This window comes from Rhodococcus sp. UFZ-B548, assembly GCF_903819475.1.
Classification (GTDB): domain Bacteria; phylum Actinomycetota; class Actinomycetes; order Mycobacteriales; family Mycobacteriaceae; genus Rhodococcus_F; species Rhodococcus_F erythropolis.
Genome location: NZ_CAIJDS010000005.1, coordinates 1 through 21,610, shown reverse-complemented (window position 1 = coordinate 21,610; position 21,610 = coordinate 1). Strand labels below are relative to the sequence as shown.

The following is a 21,610-nucleotide window of genomic DNA, read 5'->3' as shown; positions in this document are numbered from 1 at the left end:
ATCATGCCATCAACACGGTGAAACGCCAGTCGAGAACCGGAGTCTGTGTTGCAGAAGCATTGTGGGAGAACACGAGTGAACGCAGTTGCACTGCGGTTCCGTGTTCGAGGGGCGACGAACTTTCGACGTGCAGTTCGCTCGTGAGGGTATCGCCCTCGTGAACGGGCCCGGTGTGATCGCACGAGTGCCATCCGAGAACCGTCACCACGTTGGGCAGAGCGCGAGTTGCCTGGGCAAGTGCAATTCCGATGGTGTGGCCGCCGTAGACGAGGCGACCGTGGGTGCCGACGCGATCGTCGTGGTGCGTCGCTGCGATGTTCAAGCTCAGCCGGGCAAGTTCGGGTGCACTGGTGACGACGTCGCCGCTGCTACGGAATACCGAGCCCACCATATCCGACTCGAAGTGCCTGCCGGGTACCCTCTCGCGATATATGTCGAGGTCCCAGCCGTCAGGTGATACGTACGGCGCAGGTTCGGACGGACCGATCACGGAGAGGTCGTCGGCGTGGCGAGTTCTCGTCTCGATCGGGTCGGGGCTCAGGGGGAGCATGGCGCAGCGGTAGAAGTCGAGGACCGTGTTGCCATTCTGATCAGCGGACGTCATCCGTAGCGCGGCAAGTCCGGTGGCGCCGCGTCCCGGCTTGGCCGAGTTCTCGCGTAGACCGACAACCTCGGTGCGCGTGTACAGGGTGTCACCGAGTACCGGGAAACGGTGGAATCGCAGTCCGCGGTAGAAGAGGTTTGCCTTGACGTGGTGTGTGACCACGGTTGACTGGCCGATGGCGACGTCGGTGACCAGTCCTGGATTCGCCACTGGTGCAGCGGAACCTGTGACGCTCGACGACAGGTGTGCGTCGAGAGGCAAGCGCATGCGGTCACCGAGGATCGACTGATGGGAGGCGGCGAGTCCACTGGTCAACGTCACCGCTGGTGCTTCGTCGAAGATCTGACCGTGGGTGAGTTCGTCGAAGTACGGTCCGCCCACGTAGTGCTCGCTCATACGGTGACTCCTTCGGCTCGGGCAAGCGTACGACGCGCTGCCACGGCCACTGCTTCGTCGAGCATTTGGCCGTCGAGCTGGGCGGCGCCGGAACCCAGGGTTTCGGCTTCTTCGAGTGCGGTCAACACCCGTCTGGCGTCATTGACGGCGTCGTCCGAAGGAGTGAATGCGGTAGTGGCCGAGTCGATCTGCGCCGGGTGGATGACCCATTTGCCGTCGAACCCGAGAGCGCTGGTCCAGTGCGCGGCGCGGCGGAAGGCGTCGTCGTCGGTGATGCCGAGAAAGGGTCCGTCGATGGCGGCGACGCCGGCTGCGCGGCAGGCGATCAGGATTCTGTCCTGGACGGCAAGCCAGTGTTCGGGCAGTGCGGAGCGTGAGCGACCCAGCGCTGCACCGAGATCGGCGTATCCGATGATCGCGGCTTGCAGACGAGGAGTCGCGCGGGCGATGGAGTCGGCATTCTGGACGCCGAGCGGAGTTTCGATCAGGGCTTGCAGGGTGGTGTGGTGCCCACCGGCAGTGAAGAGGATGCGCTCGGCCTCGAGGAGTTCGTCGGCGGACTCGACCTTAGGGACGATCACGCTCGTCAGCGATTCTCCGAGGGTGCCGCAGGCGATCAGGTCGTCGCGGGCCCATGGCGTGGTGAGGCCGTTGATTCGGACCGAGATGGTGCGCGCCCTGCCGAACTCGTGCACCAAGGAGCTCGCGAGGGTTCGCGCAAGGTCCTTGTTCGCCGAAGTGACGGCATCTTCGAGGTCGAGAATCACCTCGTCTGCGTTCGAAGAGAGTGCCTTGCGGGCCTTGCGCTCGTCTGAACCCGGAGCGACCAGGGACGCGCGGCGTCTGGTCGCGCGGTAGTGGTTCTCGTCCATAGTGTGTCGATTACCTCGATCTGGTGATCAAATGTACGGCCAGTTGCGAAATAGATGTGCTGCCGTGAACGGCGTTGATGTGCAGCGAACTGCCTCGATGCTGGCAGTTGCTGCGTATCGATGTCAAGGCGCGGTATTGACATTGCGCGAACAATATCGAAATATGGCCGTACAAACTTATTTCAAGTCGAGGCGGATTCATGCTCAAGCTCAACGACGAAGAGACATTCCTGATCGAAACCGTGCGCCGGTTCGTCGACCGAGAGGTCAAGCCCACGGTCCAGGAGGTGGAGCACGCGAACGAGTATCCCGAGAAGTGGATCGATCAGATGAAGCAGATCGGGATCTACGGCCTCGCGATTCCCGAGGAGTACGGCGGATCGCCGGTGTCCATGCCCTGTTATGCGCAGGTGACGCAGGAACTGTCGCGCGGATGGATGTCCCTGGCAGGAGCGATGGGTGGACACACAGTGGTCGCCAAGCTCATCTCGCTGTTCGGTACCGAAGAGCAGAAGGTGAAGTACCTGCCGCGAATGGCAACCGGCGAGATCCGGGCAACGATGGCCCTCACCGAGCCCGGCGGTGGTTCCGATCTGCAGGCCATGACAACCAATGCCAAGAGCGACGGCACAGATCTGGTCGTCAACGGCGCCAAGACATGGATCACCAATGCCCGCCGATCCGGCGTGATCGCCTTGCTGTGCAAGACCGATCCAAGCGCAAGCCCTCGTCATGCGGGCATCTCGATCGTTCTCGTCGAGCACGGCGAAGGCCTGACCGTGTCCCGCGACCTCCCGAAGCTCGGATACAAGGGCGTCGAGAGCTGTGAACTGTCCTTCGACAATTACCGCATCGCCGAGTCGGCCATTCTGGGTGGTACTCCCGGAAAGGGTTTCGGGCAGATGATGAAGGGGCTCGAGACCGGCCGTATCCAGGTGGCTTGCCGTGCACTGGGCGTCGCCACGGCCGCACTCGAAGATTCACTTGCGTACGCGCAGCAGCGCGAGAGCTTCGGCCAGCCGATCTGGAAGCACCAGTCGATCGGCAACTACCTCGCCGACATGGCAACGAAGCTGACGGCCGCGCGGCAGCTGACCTGGCACGCGGCGCAGATGTACGACAGCGGCGAGCGGTGCGACATGGAGGCAGGCATGGCCAAGCTGTACGCCTCCGAAGTGGCGATGGAAATCGCGTTGTCCGCCGTCCGCATCCACGGCGGTTACGGCTACTCGACGGAGTACGACGTCGAGCGGTATTTCCGTGATGCACCACTGATGATCGTCGGGGAGGGAACCAACGAAATTCAGCGCAACGTGATCGTTTCGCAGCTGGTTGCCCGCGGCGGTCTGTGACGGACCGGTGAGCAAGTAGGATCATGTCGCTATGAGCGGTAAGGAAAGAGAGACGGAGCCGGCGTACCAACGCCTCTCTCGTGAGCTTCGTCAGCAGATCTCTGCCGGTACCTACCGCGACGGCATTCAACTGCCCACCGAATCCGAACTGGCGCAGCATCACGGCGTGAGTCGGCAGACGGTCCGCCGAGCCTTTCACGATCTTGTTGCCGAGGGCATCGTGTACCGAGTACCCGGGCGCGGAACTTTCGTGACCGAGAACAGCGGCCGCTACCTCCGTCATCTCGGATCCATCGAAGATCTCATGAACCTTTCGCGGGACACGACGATGGAAGTGGTGTCACCGCTGCAACGGCGCGTGGACATCGAGGCGGCCAGTCGACTTCGGCTCGACACCGACGTCGTGTACACCGTGGTCTTCCGACGGATACACGAGGGAGTTCCGTTCGTGCAGACGACGGCGCATCTGCCGGAGGCGATAGCTCGGCAGATCATCGACCTGCCCGCCATGGCGGCCGGTGCGGTGAGCGCCAATACGGTGATCGGTCTGCTGGAACCGCTGATCGACAGTCCGATTGTCGAAGCAGCACAATCGATCACGGTGTCCCCGGCAACGGCAGACGTTGCCAGGGACGTCGATTGCGAGATCGGCCACGCCATGTTGCGGGTGGACCGTTTGTACTCCAACGCGCAGGGCGTTGCCAACGAGTTGTCGGTGAGCTATTTCTTGCCGGAGCAGTACACCTATCGGGTGACGCTGCGCCGCGGCGCACATTAGCGCTGCAGGTTTTCTTTGCTGTTCAACACCTTTCAGGAGAGAACTATGCGAATTTTCAACGGAATCGACGAAGTTGAGACGGCTGTCGGTGAGCACTTGGGCTACAGCGCGTGGTTTCCGGTCACACAGGATCGGATCGACAAGTTCGCCGACGCCACCGAGGATCACCAGTGGATTCACGTGGATCCCGAGCGCGCAGCGCAGGGTCCTTACGGCGGCACCATCGCCCACGGCTATCTGACTTTTTCGTTGTTGCCGGTGCTCGGCGCTCAGGTGATGCGTGTCGACGGAATCTCCATGACCGTGAACTACGGCAGCAACAAGGTGCGATTCCCCGAACCGGTCAAGGTCGGTTCTTCGGTGCGGGCAGGTGCGGAGATTCTTTCCTTCGAGCGCACCGCGAAGGGCGCGACGATTGTCGTGCGGTACACGATCGAAATCGAAGGAGCAGGTAAACCTGCGCTGGTGGCGGATACCGTGCGCCTGTTGGTCTCCTGAATCCTTTTCCATTCTTCCAGAACGAGATTCGAGGTCAGTTGTGAAACGAGCAGCATTGGTCGCGCCGGTCAGAACCGCGGTGGCCCGTTTCGGAGGGGCACTTCGTGACGTGCCTGCGGAAAGTTTGGCTGCCACTGTCGTCAAGGAGACCGTGCGTCGTAGCGGAATCGATCCGTCCCGCATCGACGACGTCGCGATGGGGCAGTCGTATGCCAATTCGGAGGCACCGTGCATCGGAAGGTGGGCGGCGCTCGAGGCCGGGTTGCCGATTTCGGTAGCCGGCTTCCAGACGGATCGCCGATGTGGAACGGGTCTGCAGGCCATCGTTACCGCGGCCATGATGGTCCAGACGGGTGCTGCCGACGTGGTTCTCGCGGGTGGCGTCGAATCGATGAGCGGGATCGAGCACTACACCACCGGAGCGCGGTGGGGCACCAAATCCGGTGGGCTGCAACTGTTCGACCGCCTCGATCGTGGTCGAGAGCGCTCGCAACCCGAGTGGCGATTCGGCCGGATCAGCGGAATGATCGAAACGGCCGAGAACGTCGCGACACGCTGCGGGATCACGCGGGAAGAGTCGGACGCCTTCGCCGTCGAGAGTCACCGAAAAGCTACACTGGCAAGAGAATCCGGCCGATTCGATGCCGAAATCGTCGCCGTCGAACTGACGGATCGAAAAGGGAACGTCACACAGTTTCGTGCTGACGAGGGGATCCGTCCTGATACCTCACTCGAAACCCTGGCACGGCTGCGTGCGGTGACCGAGGGAGGCGTCGTGACCGCCGGTAACGCCAGCCAACAGAATGACGCTGCGGCAGCGATGTTGGTGGTCGCCGAGGATCGTCTGGACGAGCTGGGGCTGGAACCCATCGGGTTCCTCGACAGTTGGGCCGCGGCCGGTTGTGAACCGGCGCTGATGGGCCTCGGACCGGTTGCCGCCGTCTCGAAACTGTTTGCTCGCACAGGGGCAGGCTTTGCCGACTTCGATCTGGTCGAGCTGAACGAGGCGTTTGCGTGCCAGGTTCTCGGCGTAGTGAAGGAATGGGGTTTCGAGGACCTCGATCGACTGAACGTCAACGGTTCCGGCATCTCGCTCGGGCACCCCGTGGGAGCGACGGGTGCGCGTATGGCAACAACCGCGCTTCACGAACTCGGCCGTCGCGGCGGCGGAAAAGCGCTGTTGACCATGTGTATCGGCGGTGGCCAGGGCATGGCGGCCGTGGTGGAGTCTGCCTGACGAGGTTCGCTTCTGGGTACACTTGCGGCGGGGGATCGGAAGTTCTACGGAGGCAGTCGGTTGACGAATGCAGGCGCAGCAGACACCAGTGGCGCGCTGAGCGTCGAGGATGTTCGTCGCGCCAGGGCTGCACTCGAGGGTCTCGATGTCACCAGTTGGTCCGGTCGCTTCGAGCTTCTCTCCGACGCCAACCGTCTGCGTCTGCTGCTCTGCCTTCACCACGCACCGGGTATCTGCGTCACGGATCTGTCCGTGGCGCTGGGGATGAGCGGCACAGCCGTCTCACATGCGCTGCGGCTACTGCGTAGCCAGGGGTGGGTGAGCGCGACGCGCGACGGCCGATCGATGCGATACCAACTGGCGGACGACACCGTTCACCAGCTGTTGCATTCGATCGGCGCCACACATTTTCACGACGAGTCACCCACCCCCGGGCACACGCACAGCTGAGCGTCTCTCAAGGAGTCGCGAAGAACTTCTCGACGGCCGGCGCAGCGTTCGGGTTTCCATTGGTGATTCCCGCGCCGACTCCGGCAACCGTGCCGATGACTCCACCGACGATGCAGCCGGCGATGAAGTTCGGGAAGATCGACAGGCAGCCGATTCCGACGCCGAGGTTGGCTCCGATGAGCGTCGACTGCACGCCGCCGTTGTTCCAGCCGATATTGACCTCGTTGGCCATCGTGTCGAACGCGGCTTGCTTCGGATCGTTACCGGGGAAGAGCATCAACGCCGCCTGGCTGTTCGACTCGGCGGTCGGGGTCAATAGGGGTTGGGACGGATCGAAGCCCGCATTCGGGGGCGCTGCGACCGCGGTGCCGGCTCCGGCGCCGACAGCGGCGACGACGAGTACGGACATGGTGAGAGTTCGGGACAGTTTCATGGGGACGGCCAATCTGTCTGTGTGGAACCAGTCGTGAATGGTGGCGGTGCAGTTCGTCAGCCTGAACTCCACCGTCTGGATCGATCGTGCGGACCTCCTCGGGCACAACGGGACCCGTCGTCTCCGCGCGACGGGCCGTGTTTGGTGGCTACCCGACTCCGGGTGCCCTGAAACCGCCCAGTCTCATTCGTTTTTCGACAACCGCGCGCGCAATTCTTCGACCTCGGCAGTAAGCCGATCGACCTCGGCTTGCAGGGGTTGGCGTGCCAGAGCGAGGGATTCGTCCATGCGCTCCTTGTCGAAGCGAGGTGTGATGTTTCGACTGCAGTTCCAGTCGAACGCTTCGACCTCGACGACGATGGAGCGCTGCGCTTTTGCTGTCATGGTGCCGCCGGGGACCTGCAAGAGTTGTTGCAGCAGTTCAGGGTCCTCGTCCGCTTCGATCACGTGTGCACGCCCGTAGATCTTCAATCTCGTTCGCGTCGGGTAATCGATGACGAACAGCGAGATGCGATTGTTCTCTTCCAGATTGCCGAGCGTCACGAACTGCTGATTGCCGGGGAGATCGGCGAATCCGATTCGATTCGGGCCCAACACATGCAGGAATCCGCGCGGGCCGCCGCGATGTTGGACGTACGGCCAACCGTCGGGAGTCACCGTGGACATGAAGAAGGAATCCACGGATTTCACGAATCCCTGAGCGCGGAAATCGAATTCCATCGGACCTTCGTCGGGCTGATCGAGCTTTGAACCGTAGACGGTGAAACTCCCGGTCGACCGCTGACGCTCCACCGCAGCGGGGGAGAAGGCGATGTGTGCGTATCGGGTCGACATTCTTTATCTCCTGGTGCTCAGTGCCAGCGGTGGTCGGCAACGGCAGTTCGCGGACCGAACTTGGGTTTGACGGCTTGGCCGCTGACCTGCAGAAGCCTCACGGCACGGTATCGATGCGGTTGGAGGGGAGCGAGGTACTGCACCATCTGGGCGTCGTCGATCGGTTCACCCAGGAGCGACCAGCCGACGACCGCAGCGAGGTGGTAGTCGCCGACCGAGAGTGCGTCGGAATCGCCGAAGGCGCGCTGAGCCACTTCCGCGGCAGTCCAGATCCCGACGCCGGGCACCGCTCGCAATCGTTTGGTCGCTTCGGCCCTGGGGAACGATGACGCCTGCTCGAGGCGGTCGGCGACCCGAGCGCACTGAACGATCGTCTTGGATCTCGCGGGATCGACATTTGCGCGATGAAACTCCCACGACGGCATTCGTCGCCATTGGTCCGCGGTGAGTGGAACTCGCATTCCGTCGGGCGCGGGGCCGGGTGGGCGCTCCCCGAATTTGGTCAGCAGCCGGCGCCATGCGGCAAACGCGTCGATGCCGTGGACGCGTTGCTCGAGGATCGCGGGAACGAGGGCTTCCATGACGCGTCCGGTGCGGCCGATGCGCAGATGAGGGAAGCGTCGATGAGCTTCGGCGAGCTTGGGATGCTCGGGCGCAAAATCTTCGGCCTCGTCGTCGAGACCGAGCAGAGCTTCGGCGCCGGTCAGAAATTCCGTGGCGCCGGGACCCCAGGCCTGTACCCGGACCGTATGGCGATCCGACTGCGTGATGCGGTAGGTCACAGGACCCGAAAGTTGGCGGGAAACTCGCCAGATCGCTCCGTCGGCTGACCGTCGATGTGCGGGGTCGCCGGGTCCGCGCTGATGCGGGCTGAGCGTCAGCGCGGCATCGAGCGGTCGCTGAGAAGTCACCGTGACTTCGTCGACCGGAGATAGCGGCGTCATCGAGGTCAGCGTATCGCCACCGTCCATCCTCCGTTAAGGCGTGTGTCGGTGGCGCAACGTATTGTCCGAGCCATGATCATCGTGAGCACCGACGGATCCTGTCTGCGAAACCCCGGCGGGGCTATCGGCTGGGCGTGGGTCAATCACGAGGGTCCGAGCATGTCCGGCGGAGAAGCGTCCGGCACCAATCAGATTGCCGAGTTGCGTGCGCTCTTCGAGGCCGTCGTCGCCCATCCCGGTGCTGATCCTCTGCTCATCGAATCCGACTCGCAGTACGCCATCAAGTGCGCGTCGGAATGGCTGCCGAGTTGGAAGCGCAAGGGCTGGAAGACCGCGAGCGGCGGGGCGGTCAAGAACCTGGAACTGGTGCAGAGCATCGACCGAGCCATCACCGATCGGGTCGGTCCGGTGCGCTTTCGTTGGGTGCGCGGGCACGTCGGCAACCACTACAACGAAATGGCAGACAAGCTGGCCGGCGAAGCCGCACGCGCCATCGTCTCGGGGGACATCGCATCGGTCCCGCTTGCTGCCCCGGTGAAGAAGGAACCGACCGCCGTGAACTCCCCTTACAAGGAGAAGTCCACGACGGCCGAAGAACCGGCAGATCTGTTCACACTTTTCTGAGCGGTTCAGAAACCGTCGGCAACCTGAACCAGCGCCCGGCCGGTGTACTTGCCTTCGCGTACCTGATCGATCACCGAGACGACGTCGCGGACGGCAACGAGGTTCGTGATCTCCTTCAGATGACGTGGGGCCAAGTCGGAGCCGAGACGGGCCCACAGCGCGCGACGGGGTTCGATCGGCATCAATACCGAGTCCATGCCCAGCAGTGAGACTCCGCGGAGAATGAACGGCAGCACGGTCGTAGGCAGCGCGGCGCCGCCGGTCAATCCGCTGGCGGCCACAACACCGCCGTAGTTGATCGTGCTCAGAACGTGAGCGAGGGTCTTCCCACCGACGCAGTCGACCGCCGCCGCCCACTGAGATTTTCCGAGCGGGCGAGGCTTGGCGTCTGGATCTTCGGGGAGCCGGCCGATCACCGAAGACGCACCGAGTGACGTCAGAAGGTCTGCCGCGCCTGGCTTGCCGCTGGAGGCGACCACGTCGAAGCCCGCGCTTGCCAGAAGGTCGACACTGACGGTGCCGACTCCGCCGCTCGCGCCCGTCACCAGGACGGGACCGTCGGCGGGCTTCACTCCGCTGGCCAGAATGGCTTGGACGCTCATGGCTGCGGTGAATCCTGCCGTGCCGATCGCAGCAGCGTCGGCGGTGGAAATGCCGTCGAGCTTCACGACCCACTCGGCAGGCAAACGGGCGATCTCGGCGTAGCCGCCGTTGCGGGCGGTCCCGATCTCGTAGCCATGTGCGACGACCTTGTCTCCCGGGGCGAATGCGTCGGACTCGGAGGCAATGACCTCGCCGGCGACGTCGATGCCGGGGACGATCGGGTACTCGCGAACCACCCCGCCTTTCGGCGTGACCGCGAGCGCGTCCTTGTAGTTGACGCTCGAATACTCGACGCGAATGGTGACCTCACCTGCCGGGAGGAAGGATTCGTCGACGGTTTCGGGGGCGAAGTCGATGGTGCCGTCGCTTTCGCGGGCGACCCAGGCGTTGAAAGTAGTCATGGGTCGAACATAAAGGCCTTCGGCCCTGTGCGCCTTTTTGGTAGTGCGAACTACCGGAAAGGCGCACAGGGGCGGAGCCCCTAGATCAACACAGGGGCGGAGCCCCTAGATCAAGCTGCCCTCATGCACCGCTCGATCGAATGCCGGCAGCGGACTACCGTCGCGCAGGGTTGTCGCCAATGCCGGATCGGCGAGGTGGAGACGGCCGATCGCGATCAGATCGAACTCTCCACTGCCGATGCGCTCCTCGAGCTGTGGGATGTTGTCGACGACAGGGGCGACGCCTTCGATGCGGCTGTCCCGCAGCGACTTTCCGATACCGACGCTGCCGACGGCCATCGTGACGGCGCCGGTCAATTTTTTCGCCCAACCGGCCAGCGAGAGATCGCTGCCTTCGAAGGCGGGGACGTCGAAGCGCCTGATGCTGGCATCGAGAACGTCGACTCCGGCGTCGACCAGCGCGCCCAGGATGACGCCCAACTCCTCGGGGGTCTCCGCGATCTTCGCGGTGAAATCCTGCTGCTTGTGCTGCGAGAAACGGTAGATGATCGGCAGATCCGGTCCGATGGCCGCGCGGATCGCAGCGACGACGGCGGCCGGGAACTTGGTTCGACGCTCCAGGTCGCCGCCCCACGCGTCGTCGCGCTGGTTGGTGCCCTCCCAGAAGAAGGAATCGAGGAGGTAGCCGTGACCGCCGTGGATCGCGATACCGTCGAAGCCGAGTTCGACGGCGTGCTTCGCGCTACGGACATACGCGTCGATGACGTCCTGGATGTCTTGCTCGGTCATCGCTTCGGTGCTCGCCTGCGCGCGTTCGACGTAGGCCGCGGAGTACGAGGTGACGCCGAGCGGACCCCACTCGCCCGAGGGACGCATCGGCTTGAGCGAAGGGTCCATCTGCGTCATCGCGCCCCACAGAGGCCCGACGTGCCAGAGCTGAGGCACGATCTTGCCGCCCGCAGCGTGCACGTCGTCGACTACCTTCCGCCATCCGGCCTGAGCAGCGGGAGTGTGGAGGTTGGGGACGTTGGCGTGGTCGACAGCAGTCTCGTGATCGATCGCGACGCCTTCGGTGACGATCAGTCCGGTACCGCCCTCGGCGCGTCGGCGGTAATAGTCGGCGACGTCGCGGCCAGGCACGCCCTCGATGGAGTACGTGCGCGTCATCGGCGACATGACTATGCGGTTGGACAATTCGAGCGAACGGATGCGGAGCGGTTGAAACAGCGGGTTGGTCACTTCGTCACAGCGCTTTCATGAATCGGAAGAATCCGGGGTCCTGGTCGACACGGAGCCGGGTGAGGGTTCGGTAGCTGATCAGCCACTTGCCGTCTTCTTTGCGGTATTCCTCGTGGTAGTGGCCGTAGCCGTGCAGGTGTAGTTCTTTCTCGCCGTCGTTCCACCACAGCATGTCTTCCATCGCCCAGATACCGGTTGCGGTGGTGGGTGAGGTCAGCACGATTTCGGGAGTGTGTGCGTGGTGCGCCGTGGTGAGGGGGATGTCGCCGTCGAGCATGTTCCGAATTGCCGCGGTGAGTTTGTCGATGCCCACTACCTGGTTCGAGGTGTCACCGGTCTTGGGTTGCTTGTCTGTCGGGAGTCCGCCCCACGTCTCGCTGACGACGTCTGCGGTGTGCAGGGTTGGGTAGACGTGCCACTGCTTGGTGTCCATGCAGCGTAGGCGCGCGGCGAAGACACGATTGATTTCCTCGATTGCGAGCAGTTCCTCGACGGCACTGATCGATCCCACTTCGGACTCGGCCTGAGACATTCAACCTCCAACGGTGATCGGCAAGATGGGTTCACATTCGGGTGCTCAACGCGGGCCGTCAACGACCTGTCCCGGTGAGCGCGACGGCACTCGGTATGGTCGAGCGAACGAAAGGGGTGTCAGACGTGTGTACCGAAGAGGTCCCATCAACCGGACCGGAGGAGATCGCCGAGGTTCGGGCTTTCTGGCGCGAGTTGGGTGTTCCTGGCGTGATCGACGTCCATACCCATTTCATGCCGAAGAGCGTCATGGACAAGGTGTGGGGCTACTTCGATTCAGCGGGACCGATGATCGGTCGACCATGGCCGATCGCGTACCGACTTGCCGAGGAGGAGCGGGTACACCGTCTCCGCGAGTTCGGTGTCCGGGCTTTCACGTCGATGATCTACCCGCACAAGCACGCGATGGCAGAGTGGCTCAATCAGTGGGCTGTCGAATTTGCCGCGCAAACACCTGATTGCCTGCACACGGCCACGTTCTACCCCGAGGAGTCGGCGGCGTCGTACGTCGGAAAGGCCCTGGATTCGGGCGCGCGAATCTTCAAGTCCCACATCCAGGTCGGAAACTACGACCCGAACGACCCTCTGCTCGACAAGGTCTGGGGTCAGCTCGAGGACTCCGAGACGCCCATCGTGATCCATTGTGGATCGGGACCGGCGCCGGGGGAGTACACGGGACCTGATCGCATTGCTTCGCTGCTCGCACGGTACCCGCGCCTGTCGTTGATCGTCGCCCACATGGGGATGCCCGAGTACAGCGAATTCCTCGATCTGGCAGAGGCTTACGGCAACGTCCGCCTGGATACGACCATGGCGTTCACCGATTTCACGGAAGAACAGTGTGCCTTCCCGAAGGCGGACGTATCACGGCTCGTCGACATGCAGGACCGGATTCTGTTCGGTAGCGACTTCCCGAACATTCCGTACCCGTATCTCGCAGCCTTGCAAGCGGTTACGCGCTTCGATCTCGGAGACGAATGGCTGCGAGCCGTCGTGCACGACAACGCTGCGAAACTCTTCTCGGTGAGCTGAGCCCACCGAGAAGTATTTCGCTCAGCGCAATTTGATGCTGCCGCCGTCGGCCATCAACGTCTGTCCGGTCATGTACTTGGAATCCTCACTCGCCAGGAATACCACGACGGGAGCGATGTCGGTTTCGGGATCACCGATGCGTCCGAGAGGTACCTTGGCAACCGATGCGGCTGCGCGCTCGGGGAAGGCTTCCTGCCACTTGACGACGCCTTCGGTGGCGGCGAACGGGCAGACCACGTTGACCCGAATGCCTTCCGGCGCCCACTCGTTGGCGACGACGCGCGTCAGGCCTCGCACAGCTTCCTTGGCCGCAGCGTAGGACGTCTGGGTGGGCATTCCGTCCAAACCTGAACCCGATGCGAAGTTGACGACCGAACCCTTGGTCTTCGCGAGTTCGTCGTGGCACGCCTGCATCAGGTGGACAACGGGGTAGAAACCGGTGTTGAAGGACAGGTCGAACATGTCCTGCGTGGTTTCGAGCAACGGAGCCTGACGGGATGCGTGAGCGTTGTTCACCAGGATGTCGAGCTTGCCGAAAGCCTCGAGCGCGGCGTCACGGATCTGCTCGGCCGAACCGGCGGCAGCAAGGTCGACGTTCAGGAACTTGCCGGAGCCGGCCAGTTCTTGTTCGAGGGCCTGGCCCTGCTCGTCGTTGATGTCGACGAACAGGACCTTCGCGCCTTCACGGGCGAAGACTCGGGTGATGGCACGACCGATTCCACCGGCGCCGCCGGTGACGATCGCTACCTTGCCGTTCAACCTCATGAAAACGCTCCTCTTCGTAAGTGCTGCTTAAACTGTTGCGGTCTCGTCGACTGCAAGTGCGATCTTTTCGAGGCCGGCGATGCTGTAGGCAGCGTAGGTTTCGTACGGCCCACGGCCGGAGAAGTAAGACGAGAGCTGACCACCGAGTTCTTCGACGGTGAACGCGGATCCGGCTGCGTCGAAACGGTTCTCGACCTTGGGTGCTTCCATCAACGCCACCATCTTGCCGTAGACGACGAAGACCTGTCCGTTGATCTCGTCGGAATCGGGGGATGCGAGGTAGCTGACCAGGGTCGCGACGCGCTCGGGTGCAAGCGGATCGAGGCCGACGACGCCGGTGTTGTTCTCGCCGAAGGCTTCTGCCGTCATGGCGGTGCGGGCACGGGGGCAGATCGCGTTCGTGCGGACGCCGTAGCGGGAGAGACCTGCTGCGCTCGAGAGCGTCAGAGCGGTGATGCCGGCCTTGGCTGCCGAGTAGTTGGGCTGTCCGGCGCTGCCGAAGAGGAAGGCCTCGGAAGAGGTGTTGATGATGCGGCCGTAGACCGGTGCGTCGGCTGCCTTGCTGGCTGCGCGCCAGTGGACTGCGGCTGCGTGCGAGGTGGCGGCGTGGCCCTTGAGGTGCACGCGGATGACGTCGTCCCAATCGGATTCGGTCAGGTTGAAGATCATCTTGTCGCGCAGGATGCCTGCATTGTTGACGAGGATGTCGAAGGATCCGAAGTTCTTGACAGCCTCTTCGATGATGCGCCCGCCGAGCGACCAGTCGGAGACGTCGCCGGTGATGGCGAGTGCCTGTCCACCTGCGGCCTTGATCTCGTCGACCACGTCGTTGGCCGCTGCACCCATGTCGTTGACGATGACGGCTGCACCGGCAGCCGCGAGTCCGAGTGCTTCGGCGCGACCCAGGCCGGCGCCGGCGCCGGTGACGGCGGCAACTTTGCCTTCCAAGCTCAGTGATTGCGTCATGTCGTGCTCCTTCGATCCGGTCTGCCGGGTAGGTACAGCAAAATTAGTATTCATTCTAATTTGAAGTCGAGAGTTCGGCAGTCTTTCCGAAAAAATCATTCGATCAAGATCAGAATTAGTTCTAGTTTTGAGCAGAAGTTTGACCAACTGAGGAGCAGTCTCACTCAGCGGGAGCGGTGATCTGGGTCACGAGCGCTGCATGCCACCTTGGGTCGACGCGGCGATCCCACCGCGTACGCGTTTGCGTCACCACCGATCCGCTCAGTTCTCGGCCGCATTCGTCGGCTCCAGGGTCGGATAGTTCTCACCGAAAACGCAGTACGGTCGGCCCCGAATTCACCGGGCCGGACATCAAGGAAGGCACCAGCAGTGTCACTGAATTTGGCAGATCTGTACGAGGGCATTTCGGATCTGATTCCGGACCGCACGGCGCTCGTGTGCGATGGCCGTCGTCGCACCTACGTCGAACTGGACGAGGGATCGAACCGCATTGCCCGCCACTTGGCGAGTGTCGGTGTCGGGCCGGGCGATCACGTCGCTCTGCACATGCGCAACAGCGTCGAGTTCGTCGAGAGTTTGCTCGGCTGCCTCAAGATTCGTGCGGTCCCGATCAACGTCAACTATCGCTACGTCGACGCCGAACTGACCTATCTGTACAACGATTCGCAGTCGGTGGCACTGATCGTGGACGAGGAGTTCGTTTCCGTCGTGGAGACGGTTCTCCCGGCCGCGCCCGGCATCAAGCACGTCGTTGTCGTCGGCGAGTCAGCCGTCCGCGATATCGAAGGCGTCGACGTCGTTCGATTTGCCGACGCTGCCGCGGAGCAGCCCGCCACTCGTGACTTCGCGCCCCGCAGCAACGACGACCTCTTTGTCATTTACACCGGCGGCACGACGGGGATGCCCAAGGGTGTCATGTGGCGTCATGAAGACTTCTACTTCGCGGCGCTCACCGGCGGAAATCCGTTCGGTCCGCCGCACACGACCGCACAGGCTCTGTTCGCCGCGGTGCCGAACGTTCCCGCGATGAACATGCTCAGTACCGCACCCCTGATGCACGGTGCGGCGTCGTACTCGCTGTTCACCGGATTCTTCATGGGCGCCAACGCAATTCTCATGGCGCGGTTCGACGCGAAGACGACCCTGCAGCTCGCCGGGAGTGAGAAGGCCGTCTCCATCACCGTCGTCGGAGACGCGATGGCCCGTCCGCTCGCAGACGAATTGGCAGCAAACGCAGCAGATTACGACCTCGGCACGGTCGGCATGGTCTCGTCCGGCGGGGCCTTGTTCTCGCTCTCACTGCGGGAGCAGCTCAAGTCGATACTTCCGAACCTGGTGATCCGCGACGGATTCGGCTCCTCGGAGTCGGGCGTCGACGGCAATCTCGAGATCGGCGAAGACGGCCTGATGCGCATCGCCGCTCGCGACGAGACCCGCGTCGTGGACGAAAGGATGCGGCCGCTGGAGCCGGGATCGCCCGAGACCGGTTACATCGCTCGCAGTGGTCACGTGCCGGTCGGTTACTTCAACGATCCGGTCAAGACCGCGGCTACGTTCCCGGTGATCGACGGGGTGCGGATGTCGGTGCTCGGCGACGTCGGGCGCGTGGAAGCCGACGGCTCGATCGTCCTGCTGGGGCGTGGTTCTCAGTGCATCAACACCGGCGGGGAGAAGGTGTACCCCGAAGAGGTCGAGCAGGCACTCAAGAGTCACCCGGCGGTGCTCGACGCTCTGGTCGCGGGAATTCCGGATGCGAAGTTCGGTGAGCGCGTCGCTGCGGTCATCACGACCCGCGAAGGCTTCGACGTCCCGGACGCTGCCGAGATCGGTGAGCATTGCGCGTCGCAGGTCGCTCGGTACAAAGTGCCGCGCACCGTCATGAACGTTCCGTCGATCAGGCGTTCTCCCAGCGGAAAGGCCGACTATCGCTGGGCCAAGGCCACTCTCGCCGAGCAAGTTTCCTAGTCCGGCCGGAGCCATCCAGCGCGTTTGTGAGGGACGCGTTGGGTGGCTCTGGTGCTCTAGCCTGTCACCGTCAGAACCAGCAGAGCGACGTTGAGTGCAACGATCAAGCCGGCCGCAATCCATGCCGCGACGGTCGTGAACGGGGCATTGCGCGCGTCGCCCATGAGTTCGGAGTCCGAGGTCATTCGCACCAGCGGGATGATCGCGAAGGGGATGCACAGGCTCAAGACCACTTGGCTGAGCACGAGTGCCAGCGTCGGGTCGACGCCGAGTCCGAGCACGATCAGTGCCGGGATGAGAGTGACGATTCGGCGTGTGATCACCGGAATGCGAATGGCCAGAAGACCATGCATGATCTCGGCGCCGGCCGCGCACCCCACGGAGGTCGACGCGAGTCCGGAGGCGAGGAGTCCGATCGCAAACACCACGGCTACACCCGGACCGAGTGAATTCTCGATCGCGGCATGCGCGCCGTCGATGGTGTCGGTGCCGGGTACTCCGCGCAGCGCCGAAGCGGCCAGAAGCAGCATGCCGATGTTCACGCCACCGGCGATGATCAACGCGACGACGACATCCCAACGGGTGACTTTGAGTAGTCGCTGCAACCGTGGCCCGGGTTTGATGTGGCCGTGGCGATCACGTGCCAATGCGGAGTGAAGGTAGATCGCGTGCGGCATGACCGTTGCTCCGAGCATGCTTGCGGCGAGCAGTACGGTCTCGGTTCCTTCGAAGCGGGGGACCAGTCCGGCGACCGCTTCGCTGCCGGAGACGTCGGTGAAGGCGAGCCCGGTCAGGAAGCCGATGGTGATGATGGCCAGCAATCCCATGACCACGAACTCGAAAGTGCGCTGTCCGCGCCGACTTTGGATCGTCAGGATCACCATCGACACGCATCCGGTGATCAGCCCGCCGAGGAAGAGCGGGATGTTGAAGAGCAGGTTGAGTGCGATGGCGCCGCCGATGACCTCGGCCACGTCGGTCGCGATCGCCATCATCTCGGCCTGGAGCCAGAAGGCGCGGCGGTTGTTCTTACGCAGGCGCTGACCCAGCATTTCGGGCAAGGATCTGCCGGAGACCAGCCCGAGTTTCGCGGAGAGGTACTGCACCAGGACGGCCATTGCATTGGCGAGTACCAGCACCCAGATGAGGAGATAGCCGTACTTCGCGCCGGCGGTCAGGTTGGCGGCGACGTTGCCCGGATCGACGTACGCGATTGCCGCGACGAACGCCGGACCGAGCAGGGCGATGGATCTCCCCGTAGGTCGTCGGCGCGGAGTCGTCGGCTTTTGCGTACTGGTGCTCATCGGTCTCCTGGTCACACGTACTCGGACCTGTTGGTTCGAATATGTGAACTATAGAGTTCGGGGAGCCGAACTTTCAACAGCTGTGCGCGGTCAGCGACCCCAGAGGGTCCCTAACCGCGCACAGGGGGTTAGGCCGTCACCCCGGCGGCCAGGAGAGCGCGGGCCTCGGGTCGGCCGTCGAGGAGGGCGTTGGTACGCAGTTCGACTTTCCACTCGCCGTCGGTCTTGATCAGCTCCCAGCGGTTGGCGGTGATGCGGAGGACCTTGAACCCCGTCGGGTTCTCGGGGTCCTTGATGACCAACTGCGAATGGCAGGTCGCGACGGCCTTGTTGCCGTCGATGCGGATGTGCGCGGGCGTCATCATGTGAGCGGCGCCGTTCATGATCCAGTTCTGGTGAGAGGCGCTGTGAACCATCGCGCGCAGTTCGCCGCGGCCGTGCATCGCGCCGGTGTCGACGTCGTAGACACCGTCCTCGAGCCACAGGTTCGCGACCTCGTCGGCTGATCCACTGTCGACGGCAGGGCTGTACGTGGTCAGCAGTTCGGTGATCGCGAGCTTGTCCTCGAGCAATTCCACTCGGGCGAGCAGAGATTCGATCAGGGCGGTCGAGTCGGTCATCGGTACGTCCTTTGCATTGGATTGTCGGCAAATCAGGAAGTGGTGAAAGAGAAGCCCTCGGCGAGGGCGATTCGGTGAAGTTCTTCGAGTTGTTCGCAGTAGTGCTCGACGCTTCGAGCGCCGACCGAGCAACTGGCTATGGTCGCCCCGGCGTCACGGACGCGTGTCAAAGCGCGAAGGGCGGATTCGCGATTGCCGAGGGGGTCGAGCGGAGCACCGGCGGGAAGCACTACGTCGAATCCGTCGGGGAGCGTCGTGGCGTCGAGCATTTCCTTCAGTTCGGAGAATCGCAGCCCGAACGGCACCCACCCGTCGCCGTGTGTGGTGGCCCGGCGCAACGATCTCTTGGTCCGGCCGCCGATCCAGAGGGGCACACGTTTCTGGACGGCATGGGGTTCGACGACAAATCCGGAGTAGTCGTAGAACTCGCCGTGATACTCCGGAGTCGGAGTCGACAGTGATGCTCGAAGTGCTGCCAGAGCGTCGTCGGCACGTGCTCCTCGGTCGACGAACGGAGCATTTATGAGATCGAATTCTTGTTTCAGAGTCCCCACTCCGAGACCGAGTATCAGGCGTCCGTTGCTGACGCGATCAAGCGTTCCGTAGCGCTTGGCGATCTCGAGGGGGTGGTGATAACCCAGTACCAGCACCTGCGTCGCCAGGAGGATCCGCGACGTGCGTGCGGCCAGGTAACCCAGCGTGGCGAGCGGATCCCAATAGGTTCCGCCGCGTTCGGTGGCAATTTCTTCGGGAACCGCCACGTGTTCACTGCAGGTCAGATGATGGAAACCGAGTCGATCCGCCGTGGCAGCCACTGTGGCGATCTCGCCGATGTCAGCACTCGCCTCCCACTCCGAACGCGTGCTCGGGTGCTGAATCAGGACCGGCGTGACGATTCCCAGGTGCATCGGGCGTTTATAGCGCTCCCACCGACGCGGCGACGGGTGAATTACCGCTGATCGGGATCGAAACGACCGATTCACTTTCCAGAAACTGTGACCTGGGTTATAGTCGGTAGAATCAATTCCAGTTTTCGGGAGGCGTCCATGACCATCGTTGACATGAACGACACACTGTCCACCGTCCAGAACGCCGCCGGGCAACCCAAGAAGGATCTGCCGCCGTCGATGGTCGAGCGGATGACATTGATTCTCGACGCCTTCGACGGCCGCGCCGCGCGGCTGACGCTGGAAGAAGTCGCGTGCCGCACTCAGTTGCCGCGGTCCACCGTCCACCGCATTCTCGATCAGCTCGTCAAGCTGGACTGGGTCGATCACGCATCGTTCGGCTACTGCCTCGGGCGCCGCGCGCTCGGCCTCGGTGGTGGCGACGGCGGCCACAGCCAGATTCGCGAAGCCGCAGCACCGCTTCTGCACGAACTGCACCTGCAGACCGGCATGGTCGTTCACCTGTCGGTGCTCGACGGACGCGAGAGCGTCTACCTCGACAAGGTCGGCGGACGATTCGCCGCGGCGCTGCCATCCCGCGTCGGCGGCAGAGTGCTCGCTCATTCGACGGCCGGCGGCAAGGCGATGCTGGCATGGATCGACCCCGAGCGCGTCGACGCTCTGTTCGGGTCGGCACTTCCCCGCTGCACCGAGAACACCATCACCGACGTCGCCGTGCTCCATCAGGAACTGAACCGCATCCGTCAGCGTCGGGGACTGGCTTTCGAACGCGGGGAGTCGGCGCGTGGAGTCGCATGTGTGGCTTCGGCAATTCGCGGACACGAGGGTCCCGTCGGCAGCATCGCGTTGTGTGGTGACATGCGGACCGCTCAGCTCGAGCGAGTTGCTCCGCTGGTCGTCGATGCGGCTCGCGAGGTCTCGCGGACGTTGTACCCCGAACTGGGTGCTCCTCGACGCGGCCGCAAGACGCCTCCCGTTCCGACCAATACGTTCTCGGCGGAGACGATGGATCGCCTGCTGGCAGCGTCGTCCGACCACTGGATCTGACGTATTTTGATCGACTTGTCTCGCTGATCGGGACGAGTCATAGCAGCTCAGCGGTACTGATGGCACCGTTCGGACCATGACGACTGAACTGAGCTACGAGGGAACCCTGAAGGAACTGCAGACCGATCTCGGTGTGCTCCGGTACCACGAAGCCGGCGACGGCCCGCCGCTCCTGCTGCTGCACGGTTCGGGCCCCGGTGTCACGGGTTGGCGTAATTACCGCGGCGTTCTCGCGGACTTCGCGGAGCACTTCCACTGCTACGTTCTCGAGTTCCCCGGATTCGGCGTCAGCGATCCCGGCCCCGACCACCCGATGATGATGGCGCAGGCATCGGTGGGGATGTTCCTCGACGGCCTCGGCCTCGGACCTGTCCACATGATCGGCAACTCCATGGGCGGCATCGTCGCCACCAAGGTCGCGATCGACGAACCGCACCGGGTGAGCAAGCTCGTCACCATCGGCGGCATGGGAAAGAACACCTTCTCGCCGGGCCCCGGTGAAGGCATCAAACTTCTCATGGAGTTCACCGACAACCCCACTCGCGAAGCTCTCGTCCGCTGGTTGCATTCGATGGTCTTCGACCGCGCCGTCGTCACCGAGCAGCTCATCGAAGAGCGTTGGGCCCTGGCCACCGAGCCGACGACGCTCGAGATCGCCCGACGTATGTACAGCAGCAAGGCCATGGCCGCCATGGGCGCGGCTGCCGCTGCGTCGACCGCCGTGCCGTACTGGGCGCAGCTGAACAAGATCAAGGCGCCGACGCTGTTGACCTGGGGACGCGACGACCGCGTCAGCCCCGTGGACATGGCGATACTGCCGATGCGCGACATCCCCAACGGCGAAGTTCACATCTTCCCCAACTGCGGACACTGGACGATGATCGAAGCCCGTGACGCCTGGGTCGCGTCCGTTCTGGCATTCCTGACGCGTCCAGAAGCCAAGTAAGGGGCTTCGCCCCCGTGCGCCTTTTAGGTAGCTCCCACTACCAAAAAGGCGCACAGGGGGTGCTCCCACTCACCGGGAAGCGTTTCTGCACTTCGGCGGGCTACCTGCCACCGTTTCACCAACAGATTTTCATTCTGCCCAGGCACTCGCCGGGTAGCGAAACCAGAAAGCCGGAAAAATCATGGGTCAGGTTCTGGACAACATCTCACAGTTCGCCGACGAGATCCGCGCCGACGGAGTCGAGGGCGACAAGCTGATGCG

23 protein-coding genes are annotated in these 21,610 nt (G+C 63.2%); 10 read left to right on the top strand and 13 right to left on the bottom strand.

The genetic code is table 11. From position 1 onward, the window contains the following. Nucleotide 1: 1 nt before the first annotated feature. The gene (locus H7C86_RS07265) at nucleotides 2-1,000 is read right to left on the bottom strand and encodes a MaoC family dehydratase (protein WP_113682590.1); all 999 of its coding nucleotides are present in this window, start codon (nucleotides 998-1,000) and stop codon (nucleotides 2-4) included. After that, complete coding sequence (locus H7C86_RS07260; protein WP_113682589.1) at nucleotides 997-1,872, bottom strand: CoA ester lyase; 876 nt, start codon at nucleotides 1,870-1,872, stop codon at nucleotides 997-999. Before H7C86_RS07260 ends, H7C86_RS07265 begins: the two co-directional genes overlap by 4 nt. Before the next feature lie 200 nt (nucleotides 1,873-2,072). Between H7C86_RS07260 and H7C86_RS07255 the strand changes: the two genes are divergently transcribed. The 5 genes from H7C86_RS07255 to H7C86_RS07235 are packed head-to-tail and all read left to right on the top strand — an operon-like array spanning nucleotide 2,073 to nucleotide 6,187. Next, a complete protein-coding gene (locus H7C86_RS07255; RefSeq protein WP_019745395.1) occupies nucleotides 2,073-3,224 on the top strand; it encodes an acyl-CoA dehydrogenase family protein in 1,152 nt (383 codons plus the stop codon). 31 nt (nucleotides 3,225-3,255) lie between these two features. Then, the gene (locus tag H7C86_RS07250) at nucleotides 3,256-4,002 is read left to right on the top strand and encodes a GntR family transcriptional regulator (RefSeq protein WP_003940169.1); all 747 of its coding nucleotides are present in this window, start codon (nucleotides 3,256-3,258) and stop codon (nucleotides 4,000-4,002) included. Between the two features lie 45 nt (nucleotides 4,003-4,047). Then, entirely contained in the window at nucleotides 4,048-4,500 is a 453-nt protein-coding gene (locus H7C86_RS07245) for a MaoC family dehydratase (protein WP_182261317.1), read from the top strand. Nucleotides 4,501-4,540: 40 nt separating this feature from the next. Further along, a complete protein-coding gene (locus H7C86_RS07240; RefSeq protein WP_020970856.1) occupies nucleotides 4,541-5,737 on the top strand; it encodes an acetyl-CoA C-acetyltransferase in 1,197 nt (398 codons plus the stop codon). Between the two features lie 60 nt (nucleotides 5,738-5,797). After that, nucleotides 5,798-6,187 (top strand): metalloregulator ArsR/SmtB family transcription factor, encoded by a 390-nt coding sequence (locus H7C86_RS07235; protein ID WP_020970855.1) that lies wholly within the window; start codon nucleotides 5,798-5,800, stop codon nucleotides 6,185-6,187. A 7-nt stretch (nucleotides 6,188-6,194) separates the two neighbouring features. On the opposite strand, the gene H7C86_RS07230 is transcribed toward H7C86_RS07235, so the two are convergent. The 3 genes from H7C86_RS07230 to H7C86_RS07220 all read right to left on the bottom strand — a co-directional run bounded on the left by H7C86_RS07230 (nucleotide 6,195) and on the right by H7C86_RS07220 (nucleotide 8,425). Then, complete coding sequence (locus tag H7C86_RS07230) at nucleotides 6,195-6,692, bottom strand: hypothetical protein (protein WP_020970854.1); 498 nt, start codon at nucleotides 6,690-6,692, stop codon at nucleotides 6,195-6,197. 111 nt (nucleotides 6,693-6,803) lie between these two features. Further along, nucleotides 6,804-7,454, bottom strand: a complete 651-nt coding sequence (locus tag H7C86_RS07225; RefSeq protein ID WP_019745391.1) for a pyridoxamine 5'-phosphate oxidase family protein — start codon at nucleotides 7,452-7,454, stop codon at nucleotides 6,804-6,806. Between the two features lie 17 nt (nucleotides 7,455-7,471). Further along, on the bottom strand, nucleotides 7,472-8,425 hold the full coding sequence (locus H7C86_RS07220; RefSeq protein ID WP_019745390.1) for a DNA-3-methyladenine glycosylase: 954 nt from the start codon (nucleotides 8,423-8,425) through the stop codon (nucleotides 7,472-7,474). 45 nt (nucleotides 8,426-8,470) lie between these two features. On the opposite strand from H7C86_RS07220, the gene H7C86_RS07215 reads away from it, so the two are divergent. Further along, nucleotides 8,471-9,022: a ribonuclease H gene (locus H7C86_RS07215; RefSeq protein WP_007729467.1), complete on the top strand. Its 552-nt coding sequence runs from the start codon at nucleotides 8,471-8,473 to the stop codon at nucleotides 9,020-9,022. Nucleotides 9,023-9,027: 5 nt separating this feature from the next. Here H7C86_RS07215 and H7C86_RS07210 read toward each other — a convergent pair whose 3' ends face one another. The 3 genes from H7C86_RS07210 to H7C86_RS07200 all read right to left on the bottom strand — a co-directional run bounded on the left by H7C86_RS07210 (nucleotide 9,028) and on the right by H7C86_RS07200 (nucleotide 11,797). Beyond that, the gene (locus H7C86_RS07210) at nucleotides 9,028-10,026 is read right to left on the bottom strand and encodes an MDR family oxidoreductase (RefSeq protein ID WP_019745389.1); all 999 of its coding nucleotides are present in this window, start codon (nucleotides 10,024-10,026) and stop codon (nucleotides 9,028-9,030) included. 105 nt (nucleotides 10,027-10,131) lie between these two features. Next, nucleotides 10,132-11,265 carry a 12-oxophytodienoate reductase gene (locus H7C86_RS07205; RefSeq protein ID WP_019745388.1) on the bottom strand — a complete coding sequence of 378 codons (1,134 nt, stop codon included), beginning with the start codon at nucleotides 11,263-11,265 and terminating at the stop codon, nucleotides 10,132-10,134. Between the two features lie 4 nt (nucleotides 11,266-11,269). Next, a complete protein-coding gene (locus tag H7C86_RS07200; protein WP_182261316.1) occupies nucleotides 11,270-11,797 on the bottom strand; it encodes a nuclear transport factor 2 family protein in 528 nt (175 codons plus the stop codon). Nucleotides 11,798-11,922: 125 nt separating this feature from the next. Between H7C86_RS07200 and H7C86_RS07195 the strand changes: the two genes are divergently transcribed. After that, nucleotides 11,923-12,828: an amidohydrolase family protein gene (locus tag H7C86_RS07195; RefSeq protein WP_182261315.1), complete on the top strand. Its 906-nt coding sequence runs from the start codon at nucleotides 11,923-11,925 to the stop codon at nucleotides 12,826-12,828. 21 nt (nucleotides 12,829-12,849) lie between these two features. Here H7C86_RS07195 and H7C86_RS07190 read toward each other — a convergent pair whose 3' ends face one another. Together H7C86_RS07190 and H7C86_RS07185 are read right to left on the bottom strand one after the other, a co-directional pair. Then, nucleotides 12,850-13,593, bottom strand: coding sequence for an SDR family NAD(P)-dependent oxidoreductase (locus H7C86_RS07190; RefSeq protein WP_019745385.1), 744 nt, complete (start codon nucleotides 13,591-13,593; stop codon nucleotides 12,850-12,852). Nucleotides 13,594-13,620: 27 nt separating this feature from the next. Next, nucleotides 13,621-14,559: a 3-oxoacyl-ACP reductase gene (locus tag H7C86_RS07185; protein WP_007729451.1), complete on the bottom strand. Its 939-nt coding sequence runs from the start codon at nucleotides 14,557-14,559 to the stop codon at nucleotides 13,621-13,623. Between the two features lie 369 nt (nucleotides 14,560-14,928). Here H7C86_RS07185 and H7C86_RS07180 point away from each other — a divergent pair, with 369 nt between their 5' ends. Beyond that, a complete protein-coding gene (locus tag H7C86_RS07180) occupies nucleotides 14,929-16,524 on the top strand; it encodes an acyl-CoA synthetase (RefSeq protein ID WP_097386848.1) in 1,596 nt (531 codons plus the stop codon). A 56-nt stretch (nucleotides 16,525-16,580) separates the two neighbouring features. Here the strand turns inward: H7C86_RS07180 and H7C86_RS07175 are convergent, their stop codons facing one another. The 3 genes from H7C86_RS07175 to H7C86_RS07165 form a co-directional block, all read right to left on the bottom strand. After that, on the bottom strand, nucleotides 16,581-17,828 hold the full coding sequence (locus H7C86_RS07175; RefSeq protein WP_182261314.1) for an Nramp family divalent metal transporter: 1,248 nt from the start codon (nucleotides 17,826-17,828) through the stop codon (nucleotides 16,581-16,583). Nucleotides 17,829-17,956: 128 nt separating this feature from the next. Then, the gene (locus tag H7C86_RS07170; RefSeq protein WP_003939809.1) at nucleotides 17,957-18,448 is read right to left on the bottom strand and encodes a nuclear transport factor 2 family protein; all 492 of its coding nucleotides are present in this window, start codon (nucleotides 18,446-18,448) and stop codon (nucleotides 17,957-17,959) included. A gap of 32 nt (nucleotides 18,449-18,480) precedes the next feature. Beyond that, nucleotides 18,481-19,356: a TIGR03619 family F420-dependent LLM class oxidoreductase gene (locus tag H7C86_RS07165; protein ID WP_020970850.1), complete on the bottom strand. Its 876-nt coding sequence runs from the start codon at nucleotides 19,354-19,356 to the stop codon at nucleotides 18,481-18,483. A 138-nt stretch (nucleotides 19,357-19,494) separates the two neighbouring features. Here H7C86_RS07165 and H7C86_RS07160 point away from each other — a divergent pair, with 138 nt between their 5' ends. Further along, the gene (locus H7C86_RS07160) at nucleotides 19,495-20,403 is read left to right on the top strand and encodes an IclR family transcriptional regulator (protein ID WP_020970849.1); all 909 of its coding nucleotides are present in this window, start codon (nucleotides 19,495-19,497) and stop codon (nucleotides 20,401-20,403) included. A gap of 76 nt (nucleotides 20,404-20,479) precedes the next feature. After that, nucleotides 20,480-21,349, top strand: a complete 870-nt coding sequence (locus tag H7C86_RS07155; protein WP_182261313.1) for an alpha/beta fold hydrolase — start codon at nucleotides 20,480-20,482, stop codon at nucleotides 21,347-21,349. Nucleotides 21,350-21,610: the final 261 nt, after the last annotated feature.

What these genes read in the sequence shown, in the direction of transcription:
- H7C86_RS07265 (WP_113682590.1), bottom strand. Translation starts at nt 1,000, where the DNA reads ATGAGCGAGCACTACGTGGGCGGACCGTACTTCGACGAACTCACCCAC.
- H7C86_RS07260 (WP_113682589.1), bottom strand. Translation starts at nt 1,872, where the DNA reads ATGGACGAGAACCACTACCGCGCGACCAGACGCCGCGCGTCCCTGGTC.
- H7C86_RS07255 (WP_019745395.1), top strand. Translation starts at nt 2,073, where the DNA reads ATGCTCAAGCTCAACGACGAAGAGACATTCCTGATCGAAACCGTGCGC.
- H7C86_RS07250 (WP_003940169.1), top strand. Translation starts at nt 3,256, where the DNA reads ATGAGCGGTAAGGAAAGAGAGACGGAGCCGGCGTACCAACGCCTCTCT.
- H7C86_RS07245 (WP_182261317.1), top strand. Translation starts at nt 4,048, where the DNA reads ATGCGAATTTTCAACGGAATCGACGAAGTTGAGACGGCTGTCGGTGAG.
- H7C86_RS07225 (WP_019745391.1), bottom strand. Translation starts at nt 7,454, where the DNA reads ATGTCGACCCGATACGCACACATCGCCTTCTCCCCCGCTGCGGTGGAG.
- H7C86_RS07220 (WP_019745390.1), bottom strand. Translation starts at nt 8,425, where the DNA reads ATGGACGGTGGCGATACGCTGACCTCGATGACGCCGCTATCTCCGGTC.
- H7C86_RS07215 (WP_007729467.1), top strand. Translation starts at nt 8,471, where the DNA reads ATGATCATCGTGAGCACCGACGGATCCTGTCTGCGAAACCCCGGCGGG.
- H7C86_RS07210 (WP_019745389.1), bottom strand. Translation starts at nt 10,026, where the DNA reads ATGACTACTTTCAACGCCTGGGTCGCCCGCGAAAGCGACGGCACCATC.
- H7C86_RS07200 (WP_182261316.1), bottom strand. Translation starts at nt 11,797, where the DNA reads ATGTCTCAGGCCGAGTCCGAAGTGGGATCGATCAGTGCCGTCGAGGAA.
- H7C86_RS07190 (WP_019745385.1), bottom strand. Translation starts at nt 13,593, where the DNA reads ATGAGGTTGAACGGCAAGGTAGCGATCGTCACCGGCGGCGCCGGTGGA.
- H7C86_RS07185 (WP_007729451.1), bottom strand. Translation starts at nt 14,559, where the DNA reads ATGACGCAATCACTGAGCTTGGAAGGCAAAGTTGCCGCCGTCACCGGC.
- H7C86_RS07175 (WP_182261314.1), bottom strand. Translation starts at nt 17,828, where the DNA reads ATGAGCACCAGTACGCAAAAGCCGACGACTCCGCGCCGACGACCTACG.
- H7C86_RS07170 (WP_003939809.1), bottom strand. Translation starts at nt 18,448, where the DNA reads ATGACCGACTCGACCGCCCTGATCGAATCTCTGCTCGCCCGAGTGGAA.
- H7C86_RS07165 (WP_020970850.1), bottom strand. Translation starts at nt 19,356, where the DNA reads ATGCACCTGGGAATCGTCACGCCGGTCCTGATTCAGCACCCGAGCACG.
- H7C86_RS07160 (WP_020970849.1), top strand. Translation starts at nt 19,495, where the DNA reads ATGACCATCGTTGACATGAACGACACACTGTCCACCGTCCAGAACGCC.
- H7C86_RS07155 (WP_182261313.1), top strand. Translation starts at nt 20,480, where the DNA reads ATGACGACTGAACTGAGCTACGAGGGAACCCTGAAGGAACTGCAGACC.